The sequence below is a fragment of the Methylobacterium oryzisoli genome (genome assembly GCF_046557895.1).
GTDB classification, from domain to species: Bacteria; Pseudomonadota; Alphaproteobacteria; order Rhizobiales; family Beijerinckiaceae; genus Methylobacterium; species Methylobacterium oryzisoli.
Genome location: NZ_JBKIBX010000040.1, coordinates 37,886 through 59,334, shown reverse-complemented (window position 1 = coordinate 59,334; position 21,449 = coordinate 37,886). Strand labels below are relative to the sequence as shown.

26 protein-coding genes are annotated in these 21,449 nt (G+C 71.3%); 14 read left to right on the top strand and 12 right to left on the bottom strand.

Features of this window, described 5'->3' with window-relative positions; all coding sequences use genetic code 11:
• From ACKUB9_RS27230 to urtE, 3 genes are all read left to right on the top strand, one after another.
• Positions 1 to 428: sugar phosphate nucleotidyltransferase (locus ACKUB9_RS27230; RefSeq protein WP_407524156.1), on the top strand; the 428-nt coding region annotated here is incomplete at its 5' end.
• A 122-nt stretch (positions 429 to 550) separates the two neighbouring features.
• Positions 551 to 772 carry a hypothetical protein gene (locus ACKUB9_RS27225; RefSeq protein ID WP_407524154.1) on the top strand — a complete coding sequence of 74 codons (222 nt, stop codon included), beginning with the start codon at positions 551 to 553 and terminating at the stop codon, positions 770 to 772.
• A 178-nt stretch (positions 773 to 950) separates the two neighbouring features.
• Positions 951 to 1,646, top strand: coding sequence for an urea ABC transporter ATP-binding subunit UrtE (urtE, locus tag ACKUB9_RS27220; protein WP_407524152.1), 696 nt, complete (start codon positions 951 to 953; stop codon positions 1,644 to 1,646).
• 58 nt (positions 1,647 to 1,704) lie between these two features.
• Here the strand turns inward: urtE and ACKUB9_RS27215 are convergent, their stop codons facing one another.
• The 4 genes from ACKUB9_RS27215 to ACKUB9_RS27200 form a co-directional block, all read right to left on the bottom strand.
• Positions 1,705 to 2,751, bottom strand: coding sequence for a PAS domain-containing protein (locus ACKUB9_RS27215; protein ID WP_407524150.1), 1,047 nt, complete (start codon positions 2,749 to 2,751; stop codon positions 1,705 to 1,707).
• Between the two features lie 308 nt (positions 2,752 to 3,059).
• A complete protein-coding gene (locus ACKUB9_RS27210; protein ID WP_407524148.1) occupies positions 3,060 to 3,194 on the bottom strand; it encodes a hypothetical protein in 135 nt (44 codons plus the stop codon).
• 167 nt (positions 3,195 to 3,361) lie between these two features.
• Complete coding sequence (locus tag ACKUB9_RS27205) at positions 3,362 to 4,087, bottom strand: sigma-70 family RNA polymerase sigma factor (RefSeq protein WP_407524146.1); 726 nt, start codon at positions 4,085 to 4,087, stop codon at positions 3,362 to 3,364.
• A 305-nt stretch (positions 4,088 to 4,392) separates the two neighbouring features.
• On the bottom strand, positions 4,393 to 4,650 hold the full coding sequence (locus ACKUB9_RS27200) for a hypothetical protein (protein ID WP_407524144.1): 258 nt from the start codon (positions 4,648 to 4,650) through the stop codon (positions 4,393 to 4,395).
• A 235-nt stretch (positions 4,651 to 4,885) separates the two neighbouring features.
• On the opposite strand from ACKUB9_RS27200, the gene pstS reads away from it, so the two are divergent.
• The 6 genes from pstS (at position 4,886) to phoB (ending at position 10,344) form a co-directional block, all read left to right on the top strand.
• Complete coding sequence (gene pstS / locus ACKUB9_RS27195; protein WP_407524142.1) at positions 4,886 to 5,923, top strand: phosphate ABC transporter substrate-binding protein PstS; 1,038 nt, start codon at positions 4,886 to 4,888, stop codon at positions 5,921 to 5,923.
• Positions 5,924 to 6,114: 191 nt separating this feature from the next.
• Positions 6,115 to 7,089, top strand: coding sequence for a phosphate ABC transporter permease subunit PstC (pstC, locus tag ACKUB9_RS27190; protein ID WP_407524140.1), 975 nt, complete (start codon positions 6,115 to 6,117; stop codon positions 7,087 to 7,089).
• Between the two features lie 18 nt (positions 7,090 to 7,107).
• On the top strand, positions 7,108 to 8,019 hold the full coding sequence (pstA, locus tag ACKUB9_RS27185; protein ID WP_407524138.1) for a phosphate ABC transporter permease PstA: 912 nt from the start codon (positions 7,108 to 7,110) through the stop codon (positions 8,017 to 8,019).
• A 37-nt stretch (positions 8,020 to 8,056) separates the two neighbouring features.
• Positions 8,057 to 8,869 (top strand): phosphate ABC transporter ATP-binding protein PstB, encoded by an 813-nt coding sequence (gene pstB, locus ACKUB9_RS27180; RefSeq protein ID WP_407524136.1) that lies wholly within the window; start codon positions 8,057 to 8,059, stop codon positions 8,867 to 8,869.
• Positions 8,870 to 8,897: 28 nt separating this feature from the next.
• Positions 8,898 to 9,617 carry a phosphate signaling complex protein PhoU gene (phoU, locus tag ACKUB9_RS27175; RefSeq protein ID WP_407524134.1) on the top strand — a complete coding sequence of 240 codons (720 nt, stop codon included), beginning with the start codon at positions 8,898 to 8,900 and terminating at the stop codon, positions 9,615 to 9,617.
• 25 nt (positions 9,618 to 9,642) lie between these two features.
• On the top strand, positions 9,643 to 10,344 hold the full coding sequence (gene phoB / locus ACKUB9_RS27170; protein WP_407524132.1) for a phosphate regulon transcriptional regulator PhoB: 702 nt from the start codon (positions 9,643 to 9,645) through the stop codon (positions 10,342 to 10,344).
• A gap of 153 nt (positions 10,345 to 10,497) precedes the next feature.
• Here the strand turns inward: phoB and ACKUB9_RS27165 are convergent, their stop codons facing one another.
• Positions 10,498 to 12,654: a flagellin N-terminal helical domain-containing protein gene (locus ACKUB9_RS27165; protein ID WP_407524130.1), complete on the bottom strand. Its 2,157-nt coding sequence runs from the start codon at positions 12,652 to 12,654 to the stop codon at positions 10,498 to 10,500.
• Positions 12,655 to 12,821: 167 nt separating this feature from the next.
• Between ACKUB9_RS27165 and ACKUB9_RS27160 the strand changes: the two genes are divergently transcribed.
• On the top strand, positions 12,822 to 13,226 hold the full coding sequence (locus ACKUB9_RS27160) for a flagellar biosynthesis repressor FlbT (RefSeq protein ID WP_407524128.1): 405 nt from the start codon (positions 12,822 to 12,824) through the stop codon (positions 13,224 to 13,226).
• Between the two features lie 165 nt (positions 13,227 to 13,391).
• Entirely contained in the window at positions 13,392 to 13,901 is a 510-nt protein-coding gene (locus tag ACKUB9_RS27155; RefSeq protein WP_407524126.1) for a ferritin-like domain-containing protein, read from the top strand.
• Between the two features lie 30 nt (positions 13,902 to 13,931).
• Here ACKUB9_RS27155 and ACKUB9_RS27150 read toward each other — a convergent pair whose 3' ends face one another.
• The 4 genes from ACKUB9_RS27150 to ACKUB9_RS27135 all read right to left on the bottom strand — a co-directional run bounded on the left by ACKUB9_RS27150 (position 13,932) and on the right by ACKUB9_RS27135 (position 16,250).
• Positions 13,932 to 14,465 carry a gamma carbonic anhydrase family protein gene (locus ACKUB9_RS27150; protein WP_407524124.1) on the bottom strand — a complete coding sequence of 178 codons (534 nt, stop codon included), beginning with the start codon at positions 14,463 to 14,465 and terminating at the stop codon, positions 13,932 to 13,934.
• A 62-nt stretch (positions 14,466 to 14,527) separates the two neighbouring features.
• A complete protein-coding gene (locus ACKUB9_RS27145) occupies positions 14,528 to 15,229 on the bottom strand; it encodes a di-trans,poly-cis-decaprenylcistransferase (protein WP_407524122.1) in 702 nt (233 codons plus the stop codon).
• Between the two features lie 60 nt (positions 15,230 to 15,289).
• Positions 15,290 to 15,643, bottom strand: a complete 354-nt coding sequence (locus ACKUB9_RS27140; RefSeq protein ID WP_407524120.1) for a transcriptional regulator — start codon at positions 15,641 to 15,643, stop codon at positions 15,290 to 15,292.
• Positions 15,636 to 16,250, bottom strand: a complete 615-nt coding sequence (locus ACKUB9_RS27135) for a hypothetical protein (RefSeq protein ID WP_407524118.1) — start codon at positions 16,248 to 16,250, stop codon at positions 15,636 to 15,638. Before ACKUB9_RS27135 ends, ACKUB9_RS27140 begins: the two co-directional genes overlap by 8 nt.
• 207 nt (positions 16,251 to 16,457) lie before the next feature.
• Between ACKUB9_RS27135 and ACKUB9_RS27130 the strand changes: the two genes are divergently transcribed.
• Positions 16,458 to 17,447 carry an LLM class flavin-dependent oxidoreductase gene (locus ACKUB9_RS27130; RefSeq protein WP_407524116.1) on the top strand — a complete coding sequence of 330 codons (990 nt, stop codon included), beginning with the start codon at positions 16,458 to 16,460 and terminating at the stop codon, positions 17,445 to 17,447.
• A 13-nt stretch (positions 17,448 to 17,460) separates the two neighbouring features.
• Here ACKUB9_RS27130 and ACKUB9_RS27125 read toward each other — a convergent pair whose 3' ends face one another.
• Positions 17,461 to 18,534, bottom strand: coding sequence for a patatin-like phospholipase family protein (locus ACKUB9_RS27125; protein WP_407524114.1), 1,074 nt, complete (start codon positions 18,532 to 18,534; stop codon positions 17,461 to 17,463).
• 109 nt (positions 18,535 to 18,643) lie between these two features.
• Positions 18,644 to 18,871 carry a DUF6894 family protein gene (locus ACKUB9_RS27120; RefSeq protein WP_407524112.1) on the bottom strand — a complete coding sequence of 76 codons (228 nt, stop codon included), beginning with the start codon at positions 18,869 to 18,871 and terminating at the stop codon, positions 18,644 to 18,646.
• 270 nt (positions 18,872 to 19,141) lie between these two features.
• Between ACKUB9_RS27120 and ACKUB9_RS27115 the strand changes: the two genes are divergently transcribed.
• Together ACKUB9_RS27115 and ACKUB9_RS27110 are read left to right on the top strand one after the other, a co-directional pair.
• Complete coding sequence (locus tag ACKUB9_RS27115) at positions 19,142 to 19,651, top strand: L,D-transpeptidase (protein ID WP_407524110.1); 510 nt, start codon at positions 19,142 to 19,144, stop codon at positions 19,649 to 19,651.
• A 103-nt stretch (positions 19,652 to 19,754) separates the two neighbouring features.
• Positions 19,755 to 20,483 (top strand): 4'-phosphopantetheinyl transferase family protein, encoded by a 729-nt coding sequence (locus tag ACKUB9_RS27110; protein WP_407524166.1) that lies wholly within the window; start codon positions 19,755 to 19,757, stop codon positions 20,481 to 20,483.
• On the opposite strand, the gene ACKUB9_RS27105 is transcribed toward ACKUB9_RS27110, so the two are convergent.
• Positions 20,484 to 21,365, bottom strand: a complete 882-nt coding sequence (locus ACKUB9_RS27105) for an RNA polymerase factor sigma-32 (protein ID WP_407524108.1) — start codon at positions 21,363 to 21,365, stop codon at positions 20,484 to 20,486. It lies immediately after the preceding gene.
• Between the last annotated feature and the right edge of the window lie 84 nt (positions 21,366 to 21,449).

The window sequence follows — 21,449 nt, the reverse complement described above, 5'->3', positions numbered from 1 at the left end:
AGGAGCCCGAGTCGACCTGGGCGGTGACGGGGCTGTACGTCTACGACAATCAGGTTCTCGACATCGCGGCGAGGGTGCGGCCCTCGGCGCGGGGCGAGCTCGAGATCACGGACGTGAACCAGGCCTATCTGGAGCGGGGCGAACTGCACGTGGAGTGCATGTCGCGGGGCTACGCGTGGCTGGACACGGGTACGCACGACAGCCTGCTGGAGGCCTCCGAGTTCGTGCGGGTGATCCAGCACCGGCAGGGCATGCAGGTGGCCTGCCTGGAAGAAATCGCCTACCTGCAGGGCTTCATCTCCCGCGAGCAGGCCCTCGCCCACGCGCGGACCTTCGCCAAGACCCGCTACGGCCAAGCCCTGCTGCGGACCATCGGCATGGTCGATGCCCAGGGCATGGCCGGCTGGGTGCAGCAGGCCGCGGAGTGACCGCCGGGACCCGGACATCCGGATTCGGACGGCCTCGCTCTGCCGTGTGTTGACAACACGACGTCTCGTCCTCTTCAACGAAGCCGGCTCTTGAACCGTCGCAGGTGTTGAGGAACGGGACGATGTTTCTGCTGGCGGCGGCGGCACTCCTCGGCGGAGCGGTCACCTGGGCCGTGTTGGGGGTGATGGGCTTTCCCTTCGCCTGGATCGGGGTTCCGGTCGGCGGCAGCGTGGCGGCCCTGGCGGCGGGCGGGATCATGGCGTTCAACCGCCGGCAGGCCCGTGCCCGGTCCGGCCCGGTTCCCCAGGCCGACGCGACGAGCCGTACCCCCTCCATCCTTTAGAGCCACGGCCGATCGCGGTGCGATCGGACGCGGCTCCGAGTCTTCGCGTCTCCGCGCTCCTCCAGCGCCAGACCGGCGTCCGCCGCGGCGCAGAGCGCTCCGGCGGCGCGATCCTTGCGGCGCGATCCTTGCAAGAGCGGCTGCCACGCCCCGGGGAGAGCGGGCGCGAGGAGAGGCCATGCTCAACGTCGACGCGATCGACCTCCACTACGGCGCGGCGCAGGCCCTGCGCGGCGTGTCGCTGACGGCCGAGGTCGGTCAGGTCACGGCCGTGCTCGGACGCAACGGCGTCGGCAAGACCTCGTTGATGCGCGCCATCGTCGGCCAGCAGCCGATCTCGAAGGGCGTCGTGCGCCTCGCGGGCGAGGACATCAGCCGGCTCGCCCCCTACGACCGGGCGCGGCGCGGCATCGCAGTCGTGCCGCAGGGGCGCGAAATCTTCCCGCTGCTCACCGTCAAGGAGAACCTGGAGACGGGCTTCGCGCCGCTCAAGCGCCGCGACCGCAACATCCCGGGCGAGATCTACGATCTGTTTCCGGTGCTCAAGGACATGCTGCACCGGCGCGGCGGCGACCTCTCGGGCGGGCAGCAGCAGCAGCTCGCCATCGGCCGTGCCCTCGTCACCCGGCCCCGCCTGCTCGTCCTCGACGAACCCACGGAGGGCATCCAGCCCTCGATCATCAAGGATATCGGCCGCGCCATCGGCTACCTGCGCGCCAAGCGCGAGATGGCGATCGTGCTCGTGGAGCAGTATTTCGAGTGGGCGCGCGACCTCTGCGACTCCTACGCGGTGATGGACCGCGGCCAGGTCGTCGAGGCCGGTCCCCGCTCCGGCATGGTCGAGGCGCAGGTGCGCCGCTGGCTGTCGGTCTAGGATCGAAGCCCGCAGGAACTGCTGGGTCGCTGCGGACGATGCGGCGCGCCGCTGCGGCTCACGCCCGGCCGACCGCGATCGTTCCGGTGGGCAGGAGCCCGAACACCACGCCGTTCGCCCGCAGCGCCGCGACCGCGGCGTGACGGCTGCGTGCCGCCGCTGCTCCGCCATCCGCCTCCAGCCGCCGGATCGTCGAGACCGAGAGGCCGCTCGCCCGGGCGAGGTCGGTCATCGACCAGTCGAGCAGCGCGCGGGCGGCGTGCAGGTGACGTCCCGACAGGCTCTCCTCCAGCCCGCGCCGCAGCGCGCCCGTGACCGCCAGCCCCGGCGGTCGCCCGCGCGGGAACGACAGGGTGGTCCAGCTCTCGACCCGGCCGCAGGTCCCGCGCACCGGCACGAACACGCCCCGAAAGAGGCCGTGGCCGCCCTCCGCCAGCAGGAAGCGCGTGTCGGCGATGAACGGCGCCCCGGCCTCGATCCGCGACCGCACGAAGACGCGCATATGGGCCCGGTCCTGCCGGACGAGGCCGCGCGCCCAATCGTCCCGGAACTCCGCCTGGGTCAGCCCCGTCAGCTGCAGCAACTCGGCCGAGGCGACCCTGTGGGAGGGCGTGTAGCGGGACGCGTGCATCCAGCTGCGGGTCCGCTCGAAGGTGGCGCGGCGAAGCCGGGCTTGCCGGGCCTGCGCGCGGGCGAGCAGGTCCCGGTCGGTGACGTCCAGCACCGACCACGCCGCGCTCCGCGGCCGGCCGTCCGGCGCCAGATAGATCTCGCCCCGGCTCGTCAGCGTGCGCAGGGACCCGTTCGGTCGGATCACCCGGAAGGTCGCATCGCGCACGAGCCCCTGCTGGCGGATCTGCGCGGCGCTGCTGAAAGCCATCCGGTCGGCCGGATGGATGAGGCTCACGAAGCTCTCGTAACCCGGCCGCAGATCGCCCGGCTCCAGACCCAGGATCCGGAAGAGGCCCGCCGTCCACCGGTGCTCGTCCCCGGCGAAGCGCCAGCTCCAGGTGCCGGTGAGGCCGATGCTCTCCAAGAGGCGCAGGAACTGGCCCGACGAGAAGGCCACGTCGTCCCTGGTGAGCGGCTCCGGAGGGGCGTTCATGATGGGGCCCGACAGGGGGTGAGTGCCGGTCTGGTCCGGGCCGCGAGCCCGAGCCGGCGAACGATAGCGTCAGCGGGGACAGAGCGTCCACGCGGTCGTCCCGCACCGCCGCGACCCGGGGTGGGAGCCCGGCGAGCCGCCCCGGGTGGACGAGAGGCGCACGCGGGGGCTGGACAATGGCTCGCGCCCAGGTAGCATTGGCGCGCTTCACAAGCGAGACTCCGATCAACCCCGCTGAGCCCCCGCCGGCGGGGTTCTTTCTCGCGCGCCTTCCGGACACGGGCGGGGTCGCGCATCGCAGGCCGGAGTCAGGGAATGAGGAAGCCCGCCGCGATCTGCATCAGCGCGATGAAGTACGCGAAGGTCGCCAGGATGTAGGCGACGGCCTGCAGGCGGTTGGGCGCGATCGTCTGCTTCGGATTCGTCATGGCCAGGGTCGTCATGGCGCGGACTCTGCGTGAGCGGTGCCGCCGTCATGACACACTGACACTAGGGAAGGCTAGGGCGGGAAGTGCTGAGTGCGCTGCCGCCCGGCCCCCGACGCGATCTACGGTTAAGGTCGGGGGCCTCGCGCAGGTTGCAGGCTGAGAGGCAGGCGGTCCGGCCGCGCTTAGGCGCCCTCGCTCATCGCCGACTGGATCATCCGGTCGGAGTTGAGGTCGTCCTCGGTGTAGCCGAGGAGGTCGGCGAGGCGGTTGCGGGCGCGGTTGACCCGGCTCTTGATGGTGCCGATGGCGACGCCGCAGATCTGCGCGACCTCCTCGTAGGACAGGCCCTCGGCCCCCACCAGGATCAGCGCCTCGCGCTGGTCGTGCGGCAGCTTGGCGAGGCCCGCGCGCAGGTCCTGCACGTCGAGCCGGTGGCCCTGGTCGGGCGCCGTGAACAGGCGGGCCGCGTAGGAGCCGTCCTCGTCCTGCACCTCGCGCATGCGCTTGCGCTGCTCGGAGTAGAAGGCGTTGCGCAGGATGGTGAACAGCCACGCGTTGAGGTTGGTGCCGGGCTGGAAGCGGTGCTGGTTCTGCCACGCGCGCAGGATGGTGTCCTGCACGAGGTCGTCGGCCCGGGCGGCGTTGTTGGTCAGCGACAGCGCGAAGGCCCGCAGCGAGGGCAGGGCGGAGAGCAGGCCGTCGCGGAACTCCGGCTCTACCGCGCGGCCCTGCTCGGCGAGGGCGGCCTCGAGCTTCTCGATCAGCGCCCGGAAGGCCTCGGGAATCGTCGTCTCGATCGACGCGTAGGCGTCACGCAGGTGGCGGCCGAGATGATGCTGCACCGTCGCGGGCAGGCCGGGCTTGGTCACGGGCTGCAGGGCGGCGACGGCGTTCGGATTGGAGATCATGCGACTCTCACAGGGCTGGCGAATGACGGCAATGCGGGGCCGGGGGCGATCGGCGCGTCGCCGCGGAAGCTGGGAACCGGATTCGCATCCGTCCAGGCCTGCGACGCCACCGCGCGGCGGGCGCGGGTCAGCGGACCCCGAAGGCTCCCTCCGTCCTCTCGGCGCCGCCCCCGATCCGTTCCATCCCGACCGTCATCGGCCTCTCCCTCTCGCACGCGTGCCATGCGGCGCCCCGACACGGGGATCCGCCGCAGCGGCAACGGCCGGAAACGGTCAAGGTTCCCCGGCAGGCGCTCCGCGCCGCTCTACCAGGAGCGGCCGCCCGGCCGGTGCCGGTACTCGGCCGCCCGGATCCGGGTCAGGAGCCGGTCGAGCTGGACCAGCAGGTCCTGCTCGGCGCTCTGCGCCGCCGCGATCGCCGCCGGATCCGATAGGTAGAGGCGCTGCTGGCGCGCGAGGGCGAGGCGGCGCTCCAGCGCCTCCCGCTCCGCGTGCAGCGCCAGCAGGGCCGCCCGGTTCGGATCCTCTCCGTTCCCGATCTCTCTCGCGTCCGCGTTCCGCACGGCCTGGGACCCTCGATGTTCCCGTGTTGCCACTGCCGGATCAACGCACGAAGGCCCCAGACCGTCCCATGCGATTTCGCGGTCGACATCGATCGGACCGCGGGTGTCATCGATCCGTCACGCAACTGTCATAGGGCCAGCGCCGTACGGGCTTATCGCTCGCCGCGGCGATGGACGGCTTGCCGGACCTCCAAGCTCCGCCGCGCGCCAGACCGCAAGAATCACGGAGAGCATCGTGAAACCCTTCGCCTTCGCGCTCGCCATCGGGCTCGCGACCGCCCCGGTCGTCCCGGCCTCGGCCGCCGACATCACGGGAGCCGGCGCCACCTTTCCGTTCCCGGTCTATTCCAAGTGGGCCGAGACCTACCGCAAGGAGACCGGCACCGGCCTGAACTACCAGTCGATCGGCTCGGGCGGCGGCATCAAGCAGATCCAGGCCCGCACCGTCGATTTCGGCGCCACCGACGCGCCGCTCAAGGGCGAGACCCTGGAGAAGGACGGTCTCGTTCAGTTCCCGACCGTGATGGGCGGCGTCGTCGCGGTGGTGAACGTGCCGAACGTCAAGACGGGCGAGGTCAAGCTCACCGGCGAGGTCCTGGCCGAGATCTACCAGGGCAAGATCCGCAAGTGGTCCGACCCGAAGATCGCCAAGCTCAACGAGGGCGTGAAGCTGCCCGACGCGGCGATCACCCCGGTCTACCGTTCGGACGCGTCCGGCACGACGAACATCTTCACCACCTACCTGTCGGACGTCTCGGCCGACTGGAAGAAGGAGCTGGGCGCCGCCACCACGGTGAGCTGGCCGGCCGGCCAGGGCGGCAAGGGCAACGAGGGCGTCACCGCCGTCGTCAAGCAGGTGCCGAACGCGATCGGCTACGTCGAGTACGCCTACGCCAAGCAGAACAACCTGCCGGTGGCGCTGATCCAGAACAAGGACGGCAAGTTCCCGATGCCGGACGACGAGTCGTTCCAGGCCGCGGCCGCCAACGCCAACTGGAAGTCGGCGCCCGGCTTCGGCATCGCGCTGACCAACCAGGCCGGCGAGAAGGCGTGGCCGATCACCGCCGCGACCTTCATCCTCGTGCCCAAGAGCCCCAGCGACCCGGCCCGCACCGCCGAGGTGCTGAAGTTCTTCACCTGGGCCTACAAGAACGGCGCCAAGCAGGCGAGCGACCTCGACTACGTGCCGCTGCCCGAGGCCGTGGTCGGCCTCGTCAAGGACGAGTGGAAGAAGATCACCGGCAAGGACGGCAAGCCGGTCCTCGGCATGTGAGCCGGCCGGGCGCTGCGCGGTGCGGGGATCCTCCCCCACCGCCCGGCGCCGCGCGGATCGCCATGCGAATCCATCGGCGGGGCGGGCATCGCCCGCCCCGTCCACCCCGTCCCGCCCCCCTGTTCCGCCCACCTCCCGCTCGCGCCGGCCCGCTTCGCGCGCTACAGGCAGCTCACTGAAGGGAAACCCGGATGGTCGCGTTGTCTGAGAACGTCGCACTCGCCGCCGAGCCGAGGCGCGCGCGCAGCGCCCCGAGTCCGATCGCGGACCGCATCTTCCACCTCTCCGCCTATGCCTCCGCGCTCCTCGTCCTGCTGGTGCTCGCCGGCATCCTGGCCTCGATCATCTACGGCGGCTGGCCGGCCTTCCAGACCTTCGGGCCGGGCTTCATCACGTCGAGCGCCTGGAACGTCGGGCGCGAGGAGTACGGGGCCCTGGTGGCCATCATCGGCACGCTGGTCTCGGCGGTGCTGGCGCTGCTCATCGGCGTGCCGATCTCGCTCGGCATCGCCATCTACCTCACCCAGCTCTGCCCGGGCTGGGCGCGCCGGCCGGTCGCGATGACGATCGAGCTGCTCGCCTCCGTGCCGAGCATCATCTACGGGATGTGGGGCCTGTTCGTCTTCGCCCCGCTCTTCGCGCGCTTCGTCCAGGTGCCGGTGTCGAACCTCGTCGAGGGGCTGCCGATCGTCGGCACGCTCCTGTACGCCCAGGTGCCCTCGGGCGTCGGCGTGCTCACGGCCGGCATCATCCTGGCCATCATGATCGTGCCCTTCGTGGCCTCGATCACCCGCGACATGCTCGACCAGATCCCGACCGTTCTGCGCGAGAGCGCCTACGGCATCGGCTGCACCACCTGGGAGGTCGTGCGCCACGTGCTGCTCCCGCAGGCCTCCGTCTCGATCATCGGCGCGATCATGCTGGGCCTCGGCCGCGCGCTCGGCGAGACGATGGCGGTGACCTTCGTGATCGGCAACGCCAACCGGCTCTCGGCCTCGATCTTCGATCCGGGCTCGACCATCGCCTCGCGCATCGCCAACGAGTTCAACGAGGCGGACGGGATGCAGCTCCACGCGCTGCTGGCGCTCGGCTGCATCCTGTTCGTCGTCACCTTCATCGTCCTCATCATCGCCCGGCTGCTGGTGCGCCGCGTGAAGGTGGCCTGAGTCCCGAGGAGCCCCGTCATGGATGCCCGCACCAACCTCGCTCCGGCGGCCCACGGCGCCGCCGCGCCGGCCGCGCTGGCCTGGGGCCGCGTGCGCGCCAGCCGCCGCAACGCCGACCGGGCGCTCAAGCTGCTGTGCGCGCTCTCGACCCTGCTCGGCGCGGTCGTGCTCGGCTCGATCCTGATCATGCTGATCGTCGAGGGCCTGCGCGGCTTCTCGCTGGCGCTGTTCACCGAGCCGACGCCGGGTCCCGGCTCGGAAGGCGGCGGCATCGCCAACGCCATCCTCGGCAGCCTGGTGATGACCGCGCTCGGCATCGCCGTGGCCACGCCCGTCGGCGTGATGGCGGGCACCTACCTCGCCGAGTACGGCAAGACCTCGAAGCTCGCCGACCTGATCCGCTTCCTCAACGACATCCTGCTCTCGGCGCCCTCGATCCTGATCGGCCTGTTCGTCTACACCGTGATGGTGCGCACGATGGGCGGCTACTCGGGCTGGGCCGGGGGCGTGGCGCTCGCCATCATCGCCACCCCGGTGATCGTGCGCACCACCGAGGACATGCTGCGCCTCGTGCCCGGCCCCCTGCGCGAGGCCGGCGCGGCGCTCGGTGCCCCACCCTCGCTGGTGATCCGGCACGTGACGTGGCGGGCCGCGCAGGCCGGCATCGTCACCGGCATCCTGCTGGCGCTCGCCCGCATCGCCGGCGAGACCGCGCCGCTGCTCTTCACCGCGCTCAACAACAATTCCTGGTTCAGCCCCAACCTGATGGGCGGCGTCGCCAACCTGCCGGTGATGATCTACCAGTTCGCCCTCTCGCCCTACGAGAACTGGCGCCAGCTCGCCTGGGCCGGGGCGCTCCTCATCACGGTCACGATCCTCGCCCTGTCGATCACGGCCCGCGTCTTCCTGCGCGGCGGCAAGGCCCGCTGAACCTCCCCATGCCGCCGACCCCTGCCGGAGAACACCGATGAGTGCCACCGCCACCGCCGCGCCCGTCGTCGGGTCCAGCAAGGCCGACGAGACCGCCCCGATCCGCGTCGCCGTCAAGAACCTCAACTTCTACTACGGCTCGTTCCAGGGGCTGAAGAACATCGACCTCAACTTCCACGACCGGCAGGTCACGGCCCTGATCGGGCCGTCGGGCTGCGGCAAGTCCACGCTGCTGCGCACCTTCAACCGGATCTACAGCCTCTATCCGGAGCAGCGCGCGGAGGGCGAGATCCTGCTCGACGGGCGCAACATCCTCGACTCGTCGATCGACCTCAACGAGCTGCGCGCCCGGGTCGGCATGGTGTTCCAGAAGCCGACGCCCTTCCCGATGTCGATCTACGACAACATCGCCTTCGGCATCCGCCTCTACGAGCGGCTGCCCAAGTCCGAGATCGACAACCGCGTCGAGGAGGCCCTGCGGAAGTCGGCCCTGTGGGACGAGGTGAAGGACAAGCTCCGGCAATCCGGCATGGGCCTGTCGGGCGGGCAGCAGCAGCGCCTCTGCATCGCCCGCACGGTGGCCCAGCGCCCCGAGGTGATCCTGTTCGACGAGCCGACCTCGGCCCTCGATCCGATCTCGACCGGGCGCATCGAGGAGCTGATCGAGCAGCTGCGCTCCGAGTTCACCATTGCGATCGTCACCCACAACATGCAGCAGGCGGCGCGCATCTCGCAGTTCACCGCCTTCATGTATCTCGGCGAGCTGATCGAGTACGGGCCCACCAACCGCCTGTTCATGAACCCGACGAAGCGCCAGACCCAGGACTACATCACCGGCCGCTTCGGCTGATCCCCCTCTCGCGTACCGGGACCATGCCATGTCCGACCATATCGTGACGTCCTACGACACGGACCTGCAGAACCTGCGCCGCAGCATCGCCGAGATGGGCGGCATCGCCGAGAAGATGATGGCGGATGCCGGCATCGCGCTCGTGCGCCGCGACGCGACCCTGGCCCAGGCCGTGATCGCGGCCGACCAGCGCCTCGACGTGCTCCAGCGCGAGATCGAGGAGAAGGCGATCCTGCTCATCGCCCGGCGCCAGCCGATGGCGATCGATCTGCGCGAGACCATCTCGGCCATCCGCGTCTCGGGCGACCTCGAGCGCATCGGCGACCTCGCCAAGAACATCGCCAAGCGCGTGGTCGCCATCAGCGACCAAGTGCAGCCGCAGAAGATCGTCGTCGGCGTGCAGCACATGAGCGAGCTCGTGCAGGAGCAGCTCAAGGATGTGCTCGACGCCTACGCCACGCAGGATACCAAGGCCGCCCACGACGTCTGGCAGCGGGACGGCGGCATCGACGCGCTCTACACCTCGCTGTTCCGCGAACTCCTGACCTACATGATGGAGGATCCGCGCAACATCAGCTTCTGCACGCATCTCCTGTTCTGCGCCAAGAACGTCGAGCGGATCGGCGATCACACCACCAACATCGCCGAGACGATCCACTATCTCGTCACCGGCGAGACGCTGCCCACCGACCGTCCGAAGAACGACGCCTCGAACTACGCCACGGTGTCGGCCGGGTCGGAGGCGTGAGACCGCCCCGCCCCGAGAAGCAGGCATGTCCACCCGCATCCTGATCGTCGAGGACGAGGAGCCGCTGACGCTCCTCCTGCGCTACAACCTCGAAGCCGAGGGCTTCGAGGTCGATGCCGTCGCCCGCGGCGACGAGGCCGACCTGCGCCTGCGCGAGCAGGTGCCGGACCTCGTCCTGCTCGACTGGATGGTGCCGGGCTTGTCCGGCATCGAGCTGTGCCGTCGCATCCGCGCACGGCGCGAGACCGAGCGCCTGCCGGTGATCATGCTCACCGCCCGGGGCGAGGAGGGCGACCGGGTGCGGGGGCTCGCCACCGGCGCCGACGACTACATCGTCAAGCCGTTCTCCGTGCCCGAGCTGCTGGCGCGGGTCCGCGCCCTGCTGCGGCGCGCCAAGCCCGCCCACGTCGCGCATCTCCTGGTGGCGGGCGACATCGAGCTCGACCGCGTCAGCCACCGGGTGCGCCGGGAGGGCCGCGAACTCCACCTCGGCCCGACCGAGTTCAAGCTGCTCGAATTCCTGATGCAGAGCCCCGGCCGGGTGTTTTCCCGCGAGCAGCTCCTCGACGGCGTCTGGGGTCACGACGTCTACATCGACGAGCGCACGGTCGACGTCCATATCGGCCGCCTGCGCAAGGCCATCAACCGCGCGCGCAGCCCCGACCCGATCCGCACCGTGCGCGGCTCCGGCTATTCCTTCGACGAGATGTTCGCGGGCGCCCTCTAATCTGCGGATCCGGCCGATCGTCCGATGAGGGAAGCGGCGCGCCCGCGCCGGGCCGCCATCGGCTTCGCCGCACGATCCAGCGCCTGCCGCACGACGAGGAACGGCCGGGGCTCGCGCCCCGGCCGCTCGTGTCTCAAGATTCGTCCGAACCGATCAGCGCAGGAGCTGCAGGATGCCCTGCTGGGACTGGTTGGCGAGCGAGAGGGCCGAGATCGCCAGCGAGTTGCGGGTCGACAGGGCCTGGGAGTTCGCCGCCTCCTCGTTCAGGTCGGCGTTGGTCAGGTTCGCCGAGCCGGTGTCGAGGATGTTGATCAGGTTCTTCGAGAAATCCTGACGGTTCTGCACCACCGAGAGGTTCGAGCCGAAGGTCGAGGCCTGGGAGCGCAGCGTGCTGGTCGCCGAGGTGATCGCGCTCAGGGTCGCCTTGATCTCGTCGTCCGACTGGAAGCCGCCGGTCACCGAGGTGAGGCCGAGGCCGTCCGCGTCGAGCTTGACGCCCTTGATGTCGAGGTTCGACGAGCCGTTCTCGTTGAACGTCACCCGCAGGGTGTTCTCGCTGGCATCGTCGCCGCTCCGCCAGAGCAGGTTGACGCCGTTGTAGCTCGAGTCCTTGGCCTGCTGGGTGATCTGGTTCAAGAGCTCGTTGAACTGCCGCGCCAGGGACTGCCGGGTGGAGTTGGTCGAGCCCGTGCTGTCCTTGCCCGACGAGGTCAGCGCGACCGCCGTGTTGGTGGCCGTGCCGTTGATCGTCGAGGTCTGGGTGCCGAAGCCGATATCGAGGTTGTTGGCGACGGTCGTGCCCTGCGCTGCGGTGATCGTGAGCTTCTGAGTCGAGCCCGCCGCCGTGGTGCTGACGACGAGCTTGTTGTTGGCGTCCACGCTGGCCAGAACGTTGCCGGCGAGGCCGGTATCCGCCTTGATGGCCGCGTTGATCGTGTCGGCGACGTCCTGGGCGCTGGTGAACGCCTTGCCCGCCGAGGTCGACAGGATGGTCGAGTTGTTCAGCGTGATCTTCTTGGCCGGGCCGGAGCCGAGCTGCAGCGTGAACGAGGCATCGTTGGCGGCACTGAAGTCGAGACCGCCTGCGGTCGCCGGCGGGCCGCCGGTGGCTGCAGCGATGACCTTGGAGCCGGTGAGTGCGGCCTTGGCCGAACCGTCCGTGGCGTCAGAGCCGACGGAGGAGAGGCCGGTCGCGGCCGTCCCGGTCCCGGCGACGCTGGTGCCGTTGCCGCCGGCAGCCGTGCCGAAGCCGATGTCGAGGGTCGAGGTCTTGTTCACGATCGTGAGCGTCGATGTCGAGCCGACGTCGCGGGAGGTGAACTTCAGGTTGGTGTTCGGACTACCCGCGAGGCTCACGTCGACGGCCATGCCGGCGTCGTTGAGCTTGCGCTGGATCGCCTCGGCCAACCGGTCGTCGGTCGTCGCGGCGGCCCCGAGCGCGACGCCGGCCGCGTCCAGGCTGCTGGAGTCGATCGTGATGTCGAGGGACTGGTTGCCGTCGTTGATGGTGAAGGTGGCTTGGTTGGCGCCCACGGTGACGGCACCAGCCGTGAAGGTGGCGGCCGTGCCGGAGACGCTGGCGCCCGTCTGGGAACTGCCCTTGCCGAAGCCGATGTCGTAGGTCGCGCTGCCCGAACCCCGCACGTTGAGCTGCTGGGTCGCTCCGGTGCTGGTGGTCGAGAAGGTGATGCGGCCGTCGGACGCCACCGACGCGGAGACCTGGCCCTTGAGAGCCGAGTTGCCGGTGATCTGGTTGTTGATCGCCTTGACGACCTGATCCGCCGTGACCTTCGTCAGATCGCTCGCCGTGCTCGCGAGGGTCTCGGAATCCAGACGGATCGTGGTATAGGTCTTGCCGCCGTCGAGCGAGAGGTCGATGGAGCCGTCCTTGGCGACGCTGGAGAAATCCTGCGTGCCGTCCGCCGTCCCGGCAAGGCCCTGGAAGGTCTTGCTGCCGCTGACGGACGCCGCCGCCGCCGCTTGGCCGCTCGTGGTGGCGCTCTTGTCGGCGAGCGCTTGGTTGGCCGTGGACTTCGCCGAGTCGACCAGCTTCTGGATCGAGGTGATGCCCTGGTTGGCGGCCTGGATGGTCTGGACGCCGTTCGAGATGCCGTCGAGCAGGTTGGACAGGTCCGAGGACCGCGCCGTCAGGCTCTGCGAGGTGAAGAAGTTAGTCGGGTTGTCGAGCGCCGAGTTGACCTTCTTGCCGGTCGACAGGCGGGACTGGGTGGTGGAGAGGAGGTTGGCGGTGTCCTGGAGCGAGAGCAGGTTCTGGCGCGTCGCGGCGGACAGCGTGATGCTGGAGGCCATGGGGTCGATCCTTTTTCGATCTTTCGCGTACGTCATTTTGACGACGGGCCGACCCTGCGCCCCCAAATCTTGCGGCGGCCTTAAACCGATCTCCCAAACACCCGTGCCTTTGCGAGAACCTTAACGAATCGTGATGCAGGATGGCGCCGTCTGAGAGAGGACCCGCCATGCCGCTGCGCATCAACCTCAAGCCCCACGAGCGCCTGATCATCAACGGCGCGGCGATCCGCAACGGCGACCGGGCCGCCGACATCCTGATCGAGACGCATTGCCGCTTCCTGCGCGAGAGCGAGATCATCCGCGAGAGCGAGGCGGACACCGCCTGCAAGCGCCTCTGCGTCACCCTCCAGGTGATCTACCTCGCCGACAATCCGCTGGAGGTGGAGGACCTGCTGGTGCGGCAATCCACCGAGATCCTGAAGGCGATGCCAAGTTCGGCGCCGTACATCCTGGCCATTCAGGACGAGGTCGCCGCCAAGCAGTACCACCGCGCCCTCAAGCGTGCGCGCGACCTCGTCGCCCACGAGCGGGCCCTGCACGAGCGCTACGCCGCGGCCGGCGACGCCGCCTGAGGGGCGTTCGGGGCGGCCGACCCGTCGCGCCTCCCCGGCAGGGGAGGGCGCCGGCGGGTTCGCGCGCGGCGCAGATACTTTGTCTCAGTAGGGGTATTCGTCAGAACCAGCCTCGCGGCGGTGCGTTGGGCCAGCACTTCACCCCAGACCCAGGAGGCTGACCGGATGGCCGAGGATCTCCGCTCGCTCTACGTGACCGCGCTCAAGAACACGCACGCCCTCGAACTGCAGGCCCTGCAGATCATGGAGCGGCAGGTCGAGCGCCTGGAGCGCTACCCCGAGATGGACGCGGCTTTGCGCCGGCACATCACCGAGACCCACGGCCAGCGCGACCGCCTGGAAGAAGCCCTCTCCGCCCTCGGCGAGAGCCCCTCGGCGCTCAAGGAGGGCGTGCTGGGCCTGATGGGGAACCTGGCGGCCCTCGCCCATGCGCCCGCCCAGGACGAGATCTTGAAGAACGCCTTCGCCAACCGGGCCTTCGAGAACTACGAGGCGGCGGCCTACGATTCCCTCATCACCATCGCGGAGGCCGCCGGCCAGACCGGGCCGATCACCGGCTTCCAGCAATCCCTCAAGGAGGAGCTGGCGATGGCCCAGACCGTCGCCGACCTCGTGAAGCCGACCACGCGGCGCTACCTCGAACTCACCGTCTCGGGCGGCAAGGCCGACCGCTGAGCCGGCCGGCCCGGCCGCCGGGTCCCCGCCTCAGCCGTCGATGCGCCTGAGCCCCGCGGCGTACCGGCGGGCATTGGCGACATAGCGGGCCGCGGAGGTGCGCAGCGCCTCGGCGGCCGCCTCGTCCAGGCTGCGCACCACCTTGGCGGGGGCGCCGACGATGAGGCTGTTGTCGGGAAAGACCTTGCCCTCGGTGACGAGGGCGTTGGCGCCGACGATGCAGTTGCGGCCGATCCGGGCGCCGTTCAGCAGCGTCGCCCCCATGCCGATGAGCGAGTTCGCGCCCACCGTGCAGCCGTGCACGATGGCGTGGTGGCCGATGGTGATGTCCTCGCCGATGTCGAGCGGGAAGCCCGGATCGGTGTGGAGCATCGCCCCGTCCTGGACGTTGGTGCGCGCGCCGATGCGGATCGGCTCGTTGTCGCCGCGCAGCACGGCCGTGAACCAGATGCTCACGTCGAGCCCGAGTTCGACTTGGCCCATCACGTGCGCGTCCGGCGCGATCCAGACGCGCTCGGGATCGGCGAGGTGGGGGCGGTGGTCGTCGAGGGCGTAGAGCGGCATGGCGGTCTCGCGGCGTTGCGGTCCCCCTCTGTAGCGGGTTCGCGCTCCCGCCGCAGCCCGCCTCAGGCCGCCGCCGGCACCGGGCCCAGGCCCCCGAAGCGCCGCTCGCGCGCCGCGAAGTCGCGCAGCGCCCCGGCAAGATCCTCGGCCCCGAAATCCGGCCACATCCGGTCGCTGAAGTGCAGTTCCGCGTAGGCGCATTCCCAGAGCAGGAAGTCCGAGAGCCGCTTCTCGCCCCCTGAGCGGATCATGAGGTCGACGTCCGGCACCCCGCCCGAGAGGCGGTGCCCGAAGGCCTCGCGGTTGTCCGCCGGTCCCGCCGCGGCCGCGGCCAGAATCGCGTCGCGGGCCGAGTAATCCACCGCGATGCGCAGGTGCAGCCGCTCGCCCCCGGCCGTCTCGGCCTCGGCCCGATCGAGCGCGGCCGGCAGCCCGGCCGGCAGGCGGTCGCGCCGGCCGATCACCGTGAGCCGTGTTCCCGTCCGGGCGAGCCGCCCGGTCTCGTGGCGCAGGTAGCGGCGCAGCAATCCCATCAGGCCCGCCACCTCGCCGGGCGGCCGGCGCCAGTTGTCGGACGAGAAGGCGAACAGAGTCAGCGTGCCGATGCCGAGGTCCGGGGCGGCCTCGGCCACCCGCCGGATCGCCTCGACGCCCGCCCGGTGCCCGGCGGTGCGCGGCAGGCCCCGGGCGCTGGCCCAGCGCCCGTTGCCGTCCATGATCGCCGCGACGTGCAGCCCGGGACGGCGGTCACAAGAACTTTGCATCACAAAGTCTCCAGGCGGAGCCGCCGTGTCCCGCGGGGCGGGAGGCGGCCGGGAGGGGGATCAGGTCGGGCGCGTGCTGAGGGCCGGCTCGGCGGCGGAGGCGGCGTCCCGCACCACCTGCTCCAGCACCGCGAGGTAATCGAGGAAGCGCCGCCGCCCGCTCGGGGTCAGGCAGCAGACGGTCTGCGGGCGGTTGCGGGCGTAGCCCTTGCGGATCTCGACGAGGCCGGCCTCCTGCAGCACCTGCAGGTGCCGGCTGAGATTGCCGTCGGTGAGGCCGCACAGGTGCTTGAGGTCGGCGAAGACGAGGCCGTCGGGGTGCGTGGCCAGCGAGGTGAGCAGGCCCAGGCGCGCCTTCTCGTGGATCACCCGGTCGAGGCCCTCGTAGGAGAAGCGGCCGCTCGGCTCAGTCATCGGCGTCCCGCGGCGCGAGGTGGAGGATGGCGGCCAGCAGCACCTGCCCGATGCCGAAGGGCAGGCCCATGGCCCAGGGCGAGAGGGAGGGCGCCCCGGCCGTGGCGGCGATGACCGCGAGGCCCGCGAGCAGGTACCACGCCGCCGCGAGCGAGGCGCCCCGGGGCAGGGTGCGGGCGGCCGCGAACAGGCCGACGCTCACGAAGACCTGCCACAGGCCCGGCAGCAGCCACAGGCTCTCGGGGGCGAGCCGCGCCAGCACCAGGGCCACCAGCGCCCCGGCCGCGAAGGCGGGCAGGAACTGCTCGATGGCCGCGAGGATCATCGCGTCCGCGAAGCCGGAATGGATCCGGCGCGCCCGCATCACCGTCTCGGCGCCGATCAGCCCGCAGGCCACGGCCGCCACCGCGATCCAGAGCCCGAAATAGGCGAGCGGCCCGCTGCCGGAGAACCAGACCGCCTGAACGCAAGCGGCGCCGAGCGCGAGGATTCCCGTGGCCGCGATGGTGGCCGGGCCGAGGCCGCGGAAATGGGTGTCGCGCGCGATCTGGCTGCGGATCGCCACGATGTCGGCGAGCGCCCGGTCGAGGTCCCGCTCGGGCGTCATGGAGCGGGTCCCGCCGACCGGCGCCTCAAGCCGTGTTGCATGATCGTGGACATGGCGCCGGATGCTCTCCGAAAACTTTGTAGCGCAAAGTATGCCTGAACCGGCGGCCTGCGCAAGGGGATTCACCCGTTGACGCTGCACGGCCGCGGACGCAGGCTTCGGTCGGCTCGCGCCGCCAAGGGCTCGCGCCGCCAAGGGTCTGCCGCGATGACCTCGTCCCGCCTGCACCTCGTCGCGATCCTGCGGCCGGCCGGCCTGGAGGCCGGGGCCGGGCGGCGCGGCCCCGGCGGGCCGGACGCGGATTTCACGCTGCATCACCTCGCCCGCGTGGCCCGGACGCTGGAGCGGGGCGTGTTCGACGCCGCCCTGGTGGCGGAGGCGCCGGGGGCGGCCCCGGCGGGGATCGATCCGCTCACCCTGCTGCCGGCACTGGCCATGGCCACCGAGCATCTCGGCCTCATCGCCCCCGCGCCCGCGGGCCTGGTCGAGCCCGCCCACGTCGCCCGCAAGTTCGCGTCTCTCGACCGGCTCACCGGCGGGCGCGCCGGCTGGTTCGCCGCGGCGCCGGGCGGCGCCGAGGACGGGGCGGAGGCGGAGGCCCGGGTGGCGCGCGCCGCCGAGTTCCTGCAGGTCGTCACCGGCCTGTGGCGACATTGGGCGGCGCCGGCCGAGACGCCGCAGCCCGGGCGCGGGCACCCGGTGATCGTGCTCGACGCGGCGAGCCCCGAGGCGCGCCGCCTCGCCGCGGCGCAGGCCGACCTCGTGGTGATGGACGCGCCGGAGCGCGACGCGGCGCGTGCGATCCGCGCGGAGCTGACCGCGCAGGCGACCGCCCTCGGCCGGGCGCCGGATGCGCTGCGGGTGCTGCAGAAGGCGGCTTTGGTGCTGGCCGCGAGCGAGGCCGAGGCTGCCGACAAGGCGCGGCGCATCGAGGCCGGTGCCGCCCGTCCCGGTCCGGAGGCCGCGTCGGCGCCCCTGCGTGTTCTCGGTCCACCCTGCGCGGTCGCCGACACCCTGGAGGCGTGGTGGCAGGAGGACGCCTGCGACGGCTTCGCTCTGCTGATCCCGCCCCTCACCGCCTGCCTCGACGAGGTCGTGGACGACCTCGTGCCGGAACTGCGCCGCCGCGGGCTGATGCCGGGCGCCTATGCGGGGCGCACGCTCCGCTCGCAGCTCGGGCTGGCCGAGGAGGCGTGAGGCGGGCCGGCGCTCAGGCCGTCCGGGCCTCCGCGTGCGCCGAGAGATACCGGAAGCGGCCGCCCGGCGGCGCGGCGTCGAGGCGCACGAGAGCCTGCTCCATGTCGCGGGCGCCGGCGGCCCAGCGGTCGCCGACCGAGGCCGGCGAAAAGTCCAGGGTCTTGCCCGCGACCTCGTCGGCCTGAGCCTCGTAGGCCACGTGCAAGAGCGTGGCGCGGGACCCCTCCGGATCGAGCCGGGCGTGCAGCGCGTAGGTGCGCTCCAGGGCCGCGATGGTGCGGCGGCTGGAACTGGCGAAGACGAGGTCGTGGGTGCGCTCCAGCACTGCGTCGAGGGAGCGCGGACGCGGCGCCCGCAGGCTGAACAGCTCGACGGCCACGCAGAGCCGATCCTGCGCGGTCGGCTCGGCGAGGACGAGGTCCACCGGCAGGTTGTTGGTGTAGCCGGGATCGCAGAGCAGGCGCCCGTCGATCTCCACCGGCGGGAAGGCCGGCGTGATGGAGGCGCTCGCGAGCAGGTGCTCGGGCGCGAGCGGCCCGCGGGCGGTGTCGAACACCACCTCCTCGCCGGTCTCGATATCGACGCAGCAGACCGCGAGCGGCGGGTCGGCGCGGTTCAGGCGCTCGAAATCCACCATCCGCAGGAGCGTCTCGCGCAAGGGGCCGAGGTCGTAGAGGGCGACATCGTTGGGCATCCAGGGCAGCACCGACCACAGGCCGGGGAAGCGGTGCCGAAAAATGGTCGGCCGCCCGGCGGCGAGCGCCAGGACCGAGTGCAGGCCGTTATAGACCTGGCGCAGCCGCAGGGGGGCGTGAGGCGCCCGCGCGGTGTGCATGACCGCCTCGTCCCAGAAGGCTCGCAGCTTCGCCAGCCTGTCCTCCGGCCGGTTGCCGGCCAGGATGGCGCCCGTCACCGCGCCGACCGAGGCTCCGACGATCCGGGACGGGCTGAGGCCGCGGGCGAAGAGCGCCTCGCAGGCGCCGCCGTGATAGGCGCCGAGCGCGTTGCCGCCCCCTAACACGAGGGCGAAATCCTGGGCGGGAGTCTGGGCGAGATCCTGGGGTGGAGTAGCGGGGGACAAAGGCACCTCGGCGCTCGGCGTGTCGCGAGGCTCCGGCCGGAGCGGCACCTCGGTCTCGCGCGGGTTACGGGATGCCGCACCAACGCGCGGGACGTCATCGGGTCCCGCGCGCCGCTCAGGCCGCGAGCGGCAGGGCGGCCTCGACCGGCAGCAGGAGCACCTGGCGGCCGTCGAGATCGTGGACGCTGACGGTCCAGTCCGACCAGTCGCCGCCGCGCCGCCGCAGGCCCTGCGCCACCTGCTCGGCCCGGCTGCGGAGCGACTCGCCCGCAGGAACGCTCTGGCCGCTGGTGTCGAGGTAGAATTCCAGGCCGTTGGTGCAGTGGAAGCGGTAGGTGGTCATCCGGTCCGTCCCCTGGTGAAGCGCCATTGTCAGCAATTTGTTCACTATCTGTTCGTGTGTCAACGCGGCCGATCCGACCATGCGGCTGGCCAAGCTCAACGCTCCGTGAAGGCATCGCGCGGGTTTCGCGGCGGTCTGTGCGCCGGTCCTTAAGCCTCTCTCGCGAAACGCGGTCGTTCACCCGCGGGCAATCATCCGCGCCAACCGGAACGACAGGATTGGCCGCGGATTATCTTTCCGCTTCAAGGTCACGCTTCGAGGGCCGCAGGGATGATCAAGCAGAGTACTGGTTGGGTCGCGGCGATGGGCGTCGCGGCAACGATGGCGTGCGGCCCGGCGACGGCCCGCGAGGTGGTGCCGTTCGAGGTCGGCGCCTCGCCCGGCACCATCGTGGTGCGCACGGGCGAGCGCCGGCTCTACTACGTCAACGGCGACGGGACGGCGATCCGCTACCCGGTCGCGGTGGGCAGGGCCGGCAAGCAGTGGACCGGCTACGCGCGCATCGAGGGCAAGTACGTCCAGCCCGCATGGTCGCCACCGTCCGAGGTGAAGCGCGACAATCCGCGTCTGCCCGCCGTGATCGCGGGCGGCTCGCCGCGCAATCCGATGGGGGCGGCGGCGCTCACGCTCGACCGGGGCGAGTACGCCATCCACGGCACTAACCGCCCGAGTTCGATCGGCACCTTCGCGTCCTACGGCTGCATCCGGATGTTCAATCAGGACGTGGTCGACCTCTACGGTCGGGTGCAGGTGGGCACGACCGTGGTGGTGACGCGCTGAGCCGGCCAGCACCTGCCCCGCCTGCGCGGCCTTGCCTCGCCATGAGCTTCCGGCGGAGAAGAGCCGGGCGGTCCCTCGACGGGCGCCGGGAGCGGGCAGGGTGATGCAGGAGGCGGCGGGCCGCATCGACGTGGAGGCCCTCGCGGCGCTGGGGGATCTCCGCCTCGCCGAACGGGAGGGCCTCGCCGTCGCGGTGCGGGCGGAGGCCGTCGCGGCGCTGCCGGCGGCGCGGCGCGCGCTGCCGCCCGAGGAGACGGCCCGCATCGCCCGCTTCCAGCAGCCGCAGGACCGGCTGGAGCGCGAGGCGGCGCACGGTCTCCTGCGTCACCTGCTCGGCGGATTGCTCGGCCGCCTGCCCGAAAGTCTCGTCCTGGCCCGTGACGGGTTCGATCGGCCGTTCCTGCCGGGAGCCGAGGGGCTCGACCTGAACCTCAGCCACGGGGCCGGCTGGGTGGCGGCCGCGCTCGGGCGGGGCGGCCGGATCGGCGTCGACGTCGAGGGGGCGGCGCGGCCGGTGAACTGGGACAGCCTCGCGCCGCACGTGATGCACCCGGACGAACTCGCCGCCTTCCGCGGCCTGGACGCCCCCGCGCGGCCGGCGCGGGCGCTCGAACTCTGGGCCGTGAAGGAGGCCTGCCTGAAGGCGAGCGGGGAGGGGCTGTCGGCCGCGCCGCAGCGCGTGAACGTGCTCCCGGACGGCGAGGGCTGGCGGCTCGACCACCGCGGCCTTTCCCTGCGGGCGGCCTCGTGCGTGCTCCCGGACGGGACCCGGTTCGCCTGGGCGGCGGAGCACGGGATGCGGCTGCGCCCCGTGCTGGTGCTCGGCGCGTAGCTACACGAAGGCGCTCATGCCGGAAGGGGAGGGCTGCGGGAAGCGCTCGGCGAGCGCGCGGCGCAGCTTTTCCAGGGCGCGGTTCTCGATCTGGCGCACGCGCTCCTTCGAGATGCCGAGGCGGTGCCCGAGGGCCTCCAGGGTGGCTTGGTCCTCCGACAGGCGCCGCTCGTGCAGGATGCGCAGCTCGCGCTCGGAGAGCACCGTGAGGGCCTGACGCAGCCACGTCAGACGGCGCTCGCCGTCCACGGCGTCGGAGACCGCCTCGTCCGGCAGAGGCGAGGTGTCGACCAGGAAGTCGACCCGCTCGGCGGAGGCGTCGCCCTCGTCGGTGATCGGCGCGTTGAGGGACATGTCGGGGCCCGACAGGCGGGCATCCATCAGCGCCACGTCCTCGCGGGAGACGCCGATGGCGGTGGCGATGCGCCGGTGGATCTCGTCGCCGACATGCTCGTCGGTCGATTGCATCAACCGGGCGCGCAACCGGCGCAGGTTGAAGAACAGGGCCTTCTGGGCCGAGGAGGTGCCGCCGCGGACGATCGACCAGTTGCGCAGGATGTAATCCTGGATCGAGGCGCGGATCCACCACGTGGCGTAGGTGGAGAAGCGGACGTCCCGCTCCGGCTCGAAGCGGGCGGCGGCCTCCATCAGGCCGACATGACCCTCCTGGACGAGGTCGGCCATCGGCAGCCCGTAGTGGCGGAAGCGGCCCGCCAGGGCGATGACGAGGCGCATATGGGCCGAGATCAGGCGGTGCAGGGCCTGCTCGTCGCGTTCGTCCTTCCAGCGGACCGCGAGGCCCCGCTCCTCTTCCCGCTCGAGGAAGGGCGCATCCATCGCCATCCGCACGAACTGTCGACGTATGCCTGCGATTTCCGCCATGCCTGCCTCCGCCGCTCCAGTCGCGTGCCCTGACCCACGGAAGGGGCATACCGGCGCGCGCAGCCAGCCACCGTCCTCGCAGGG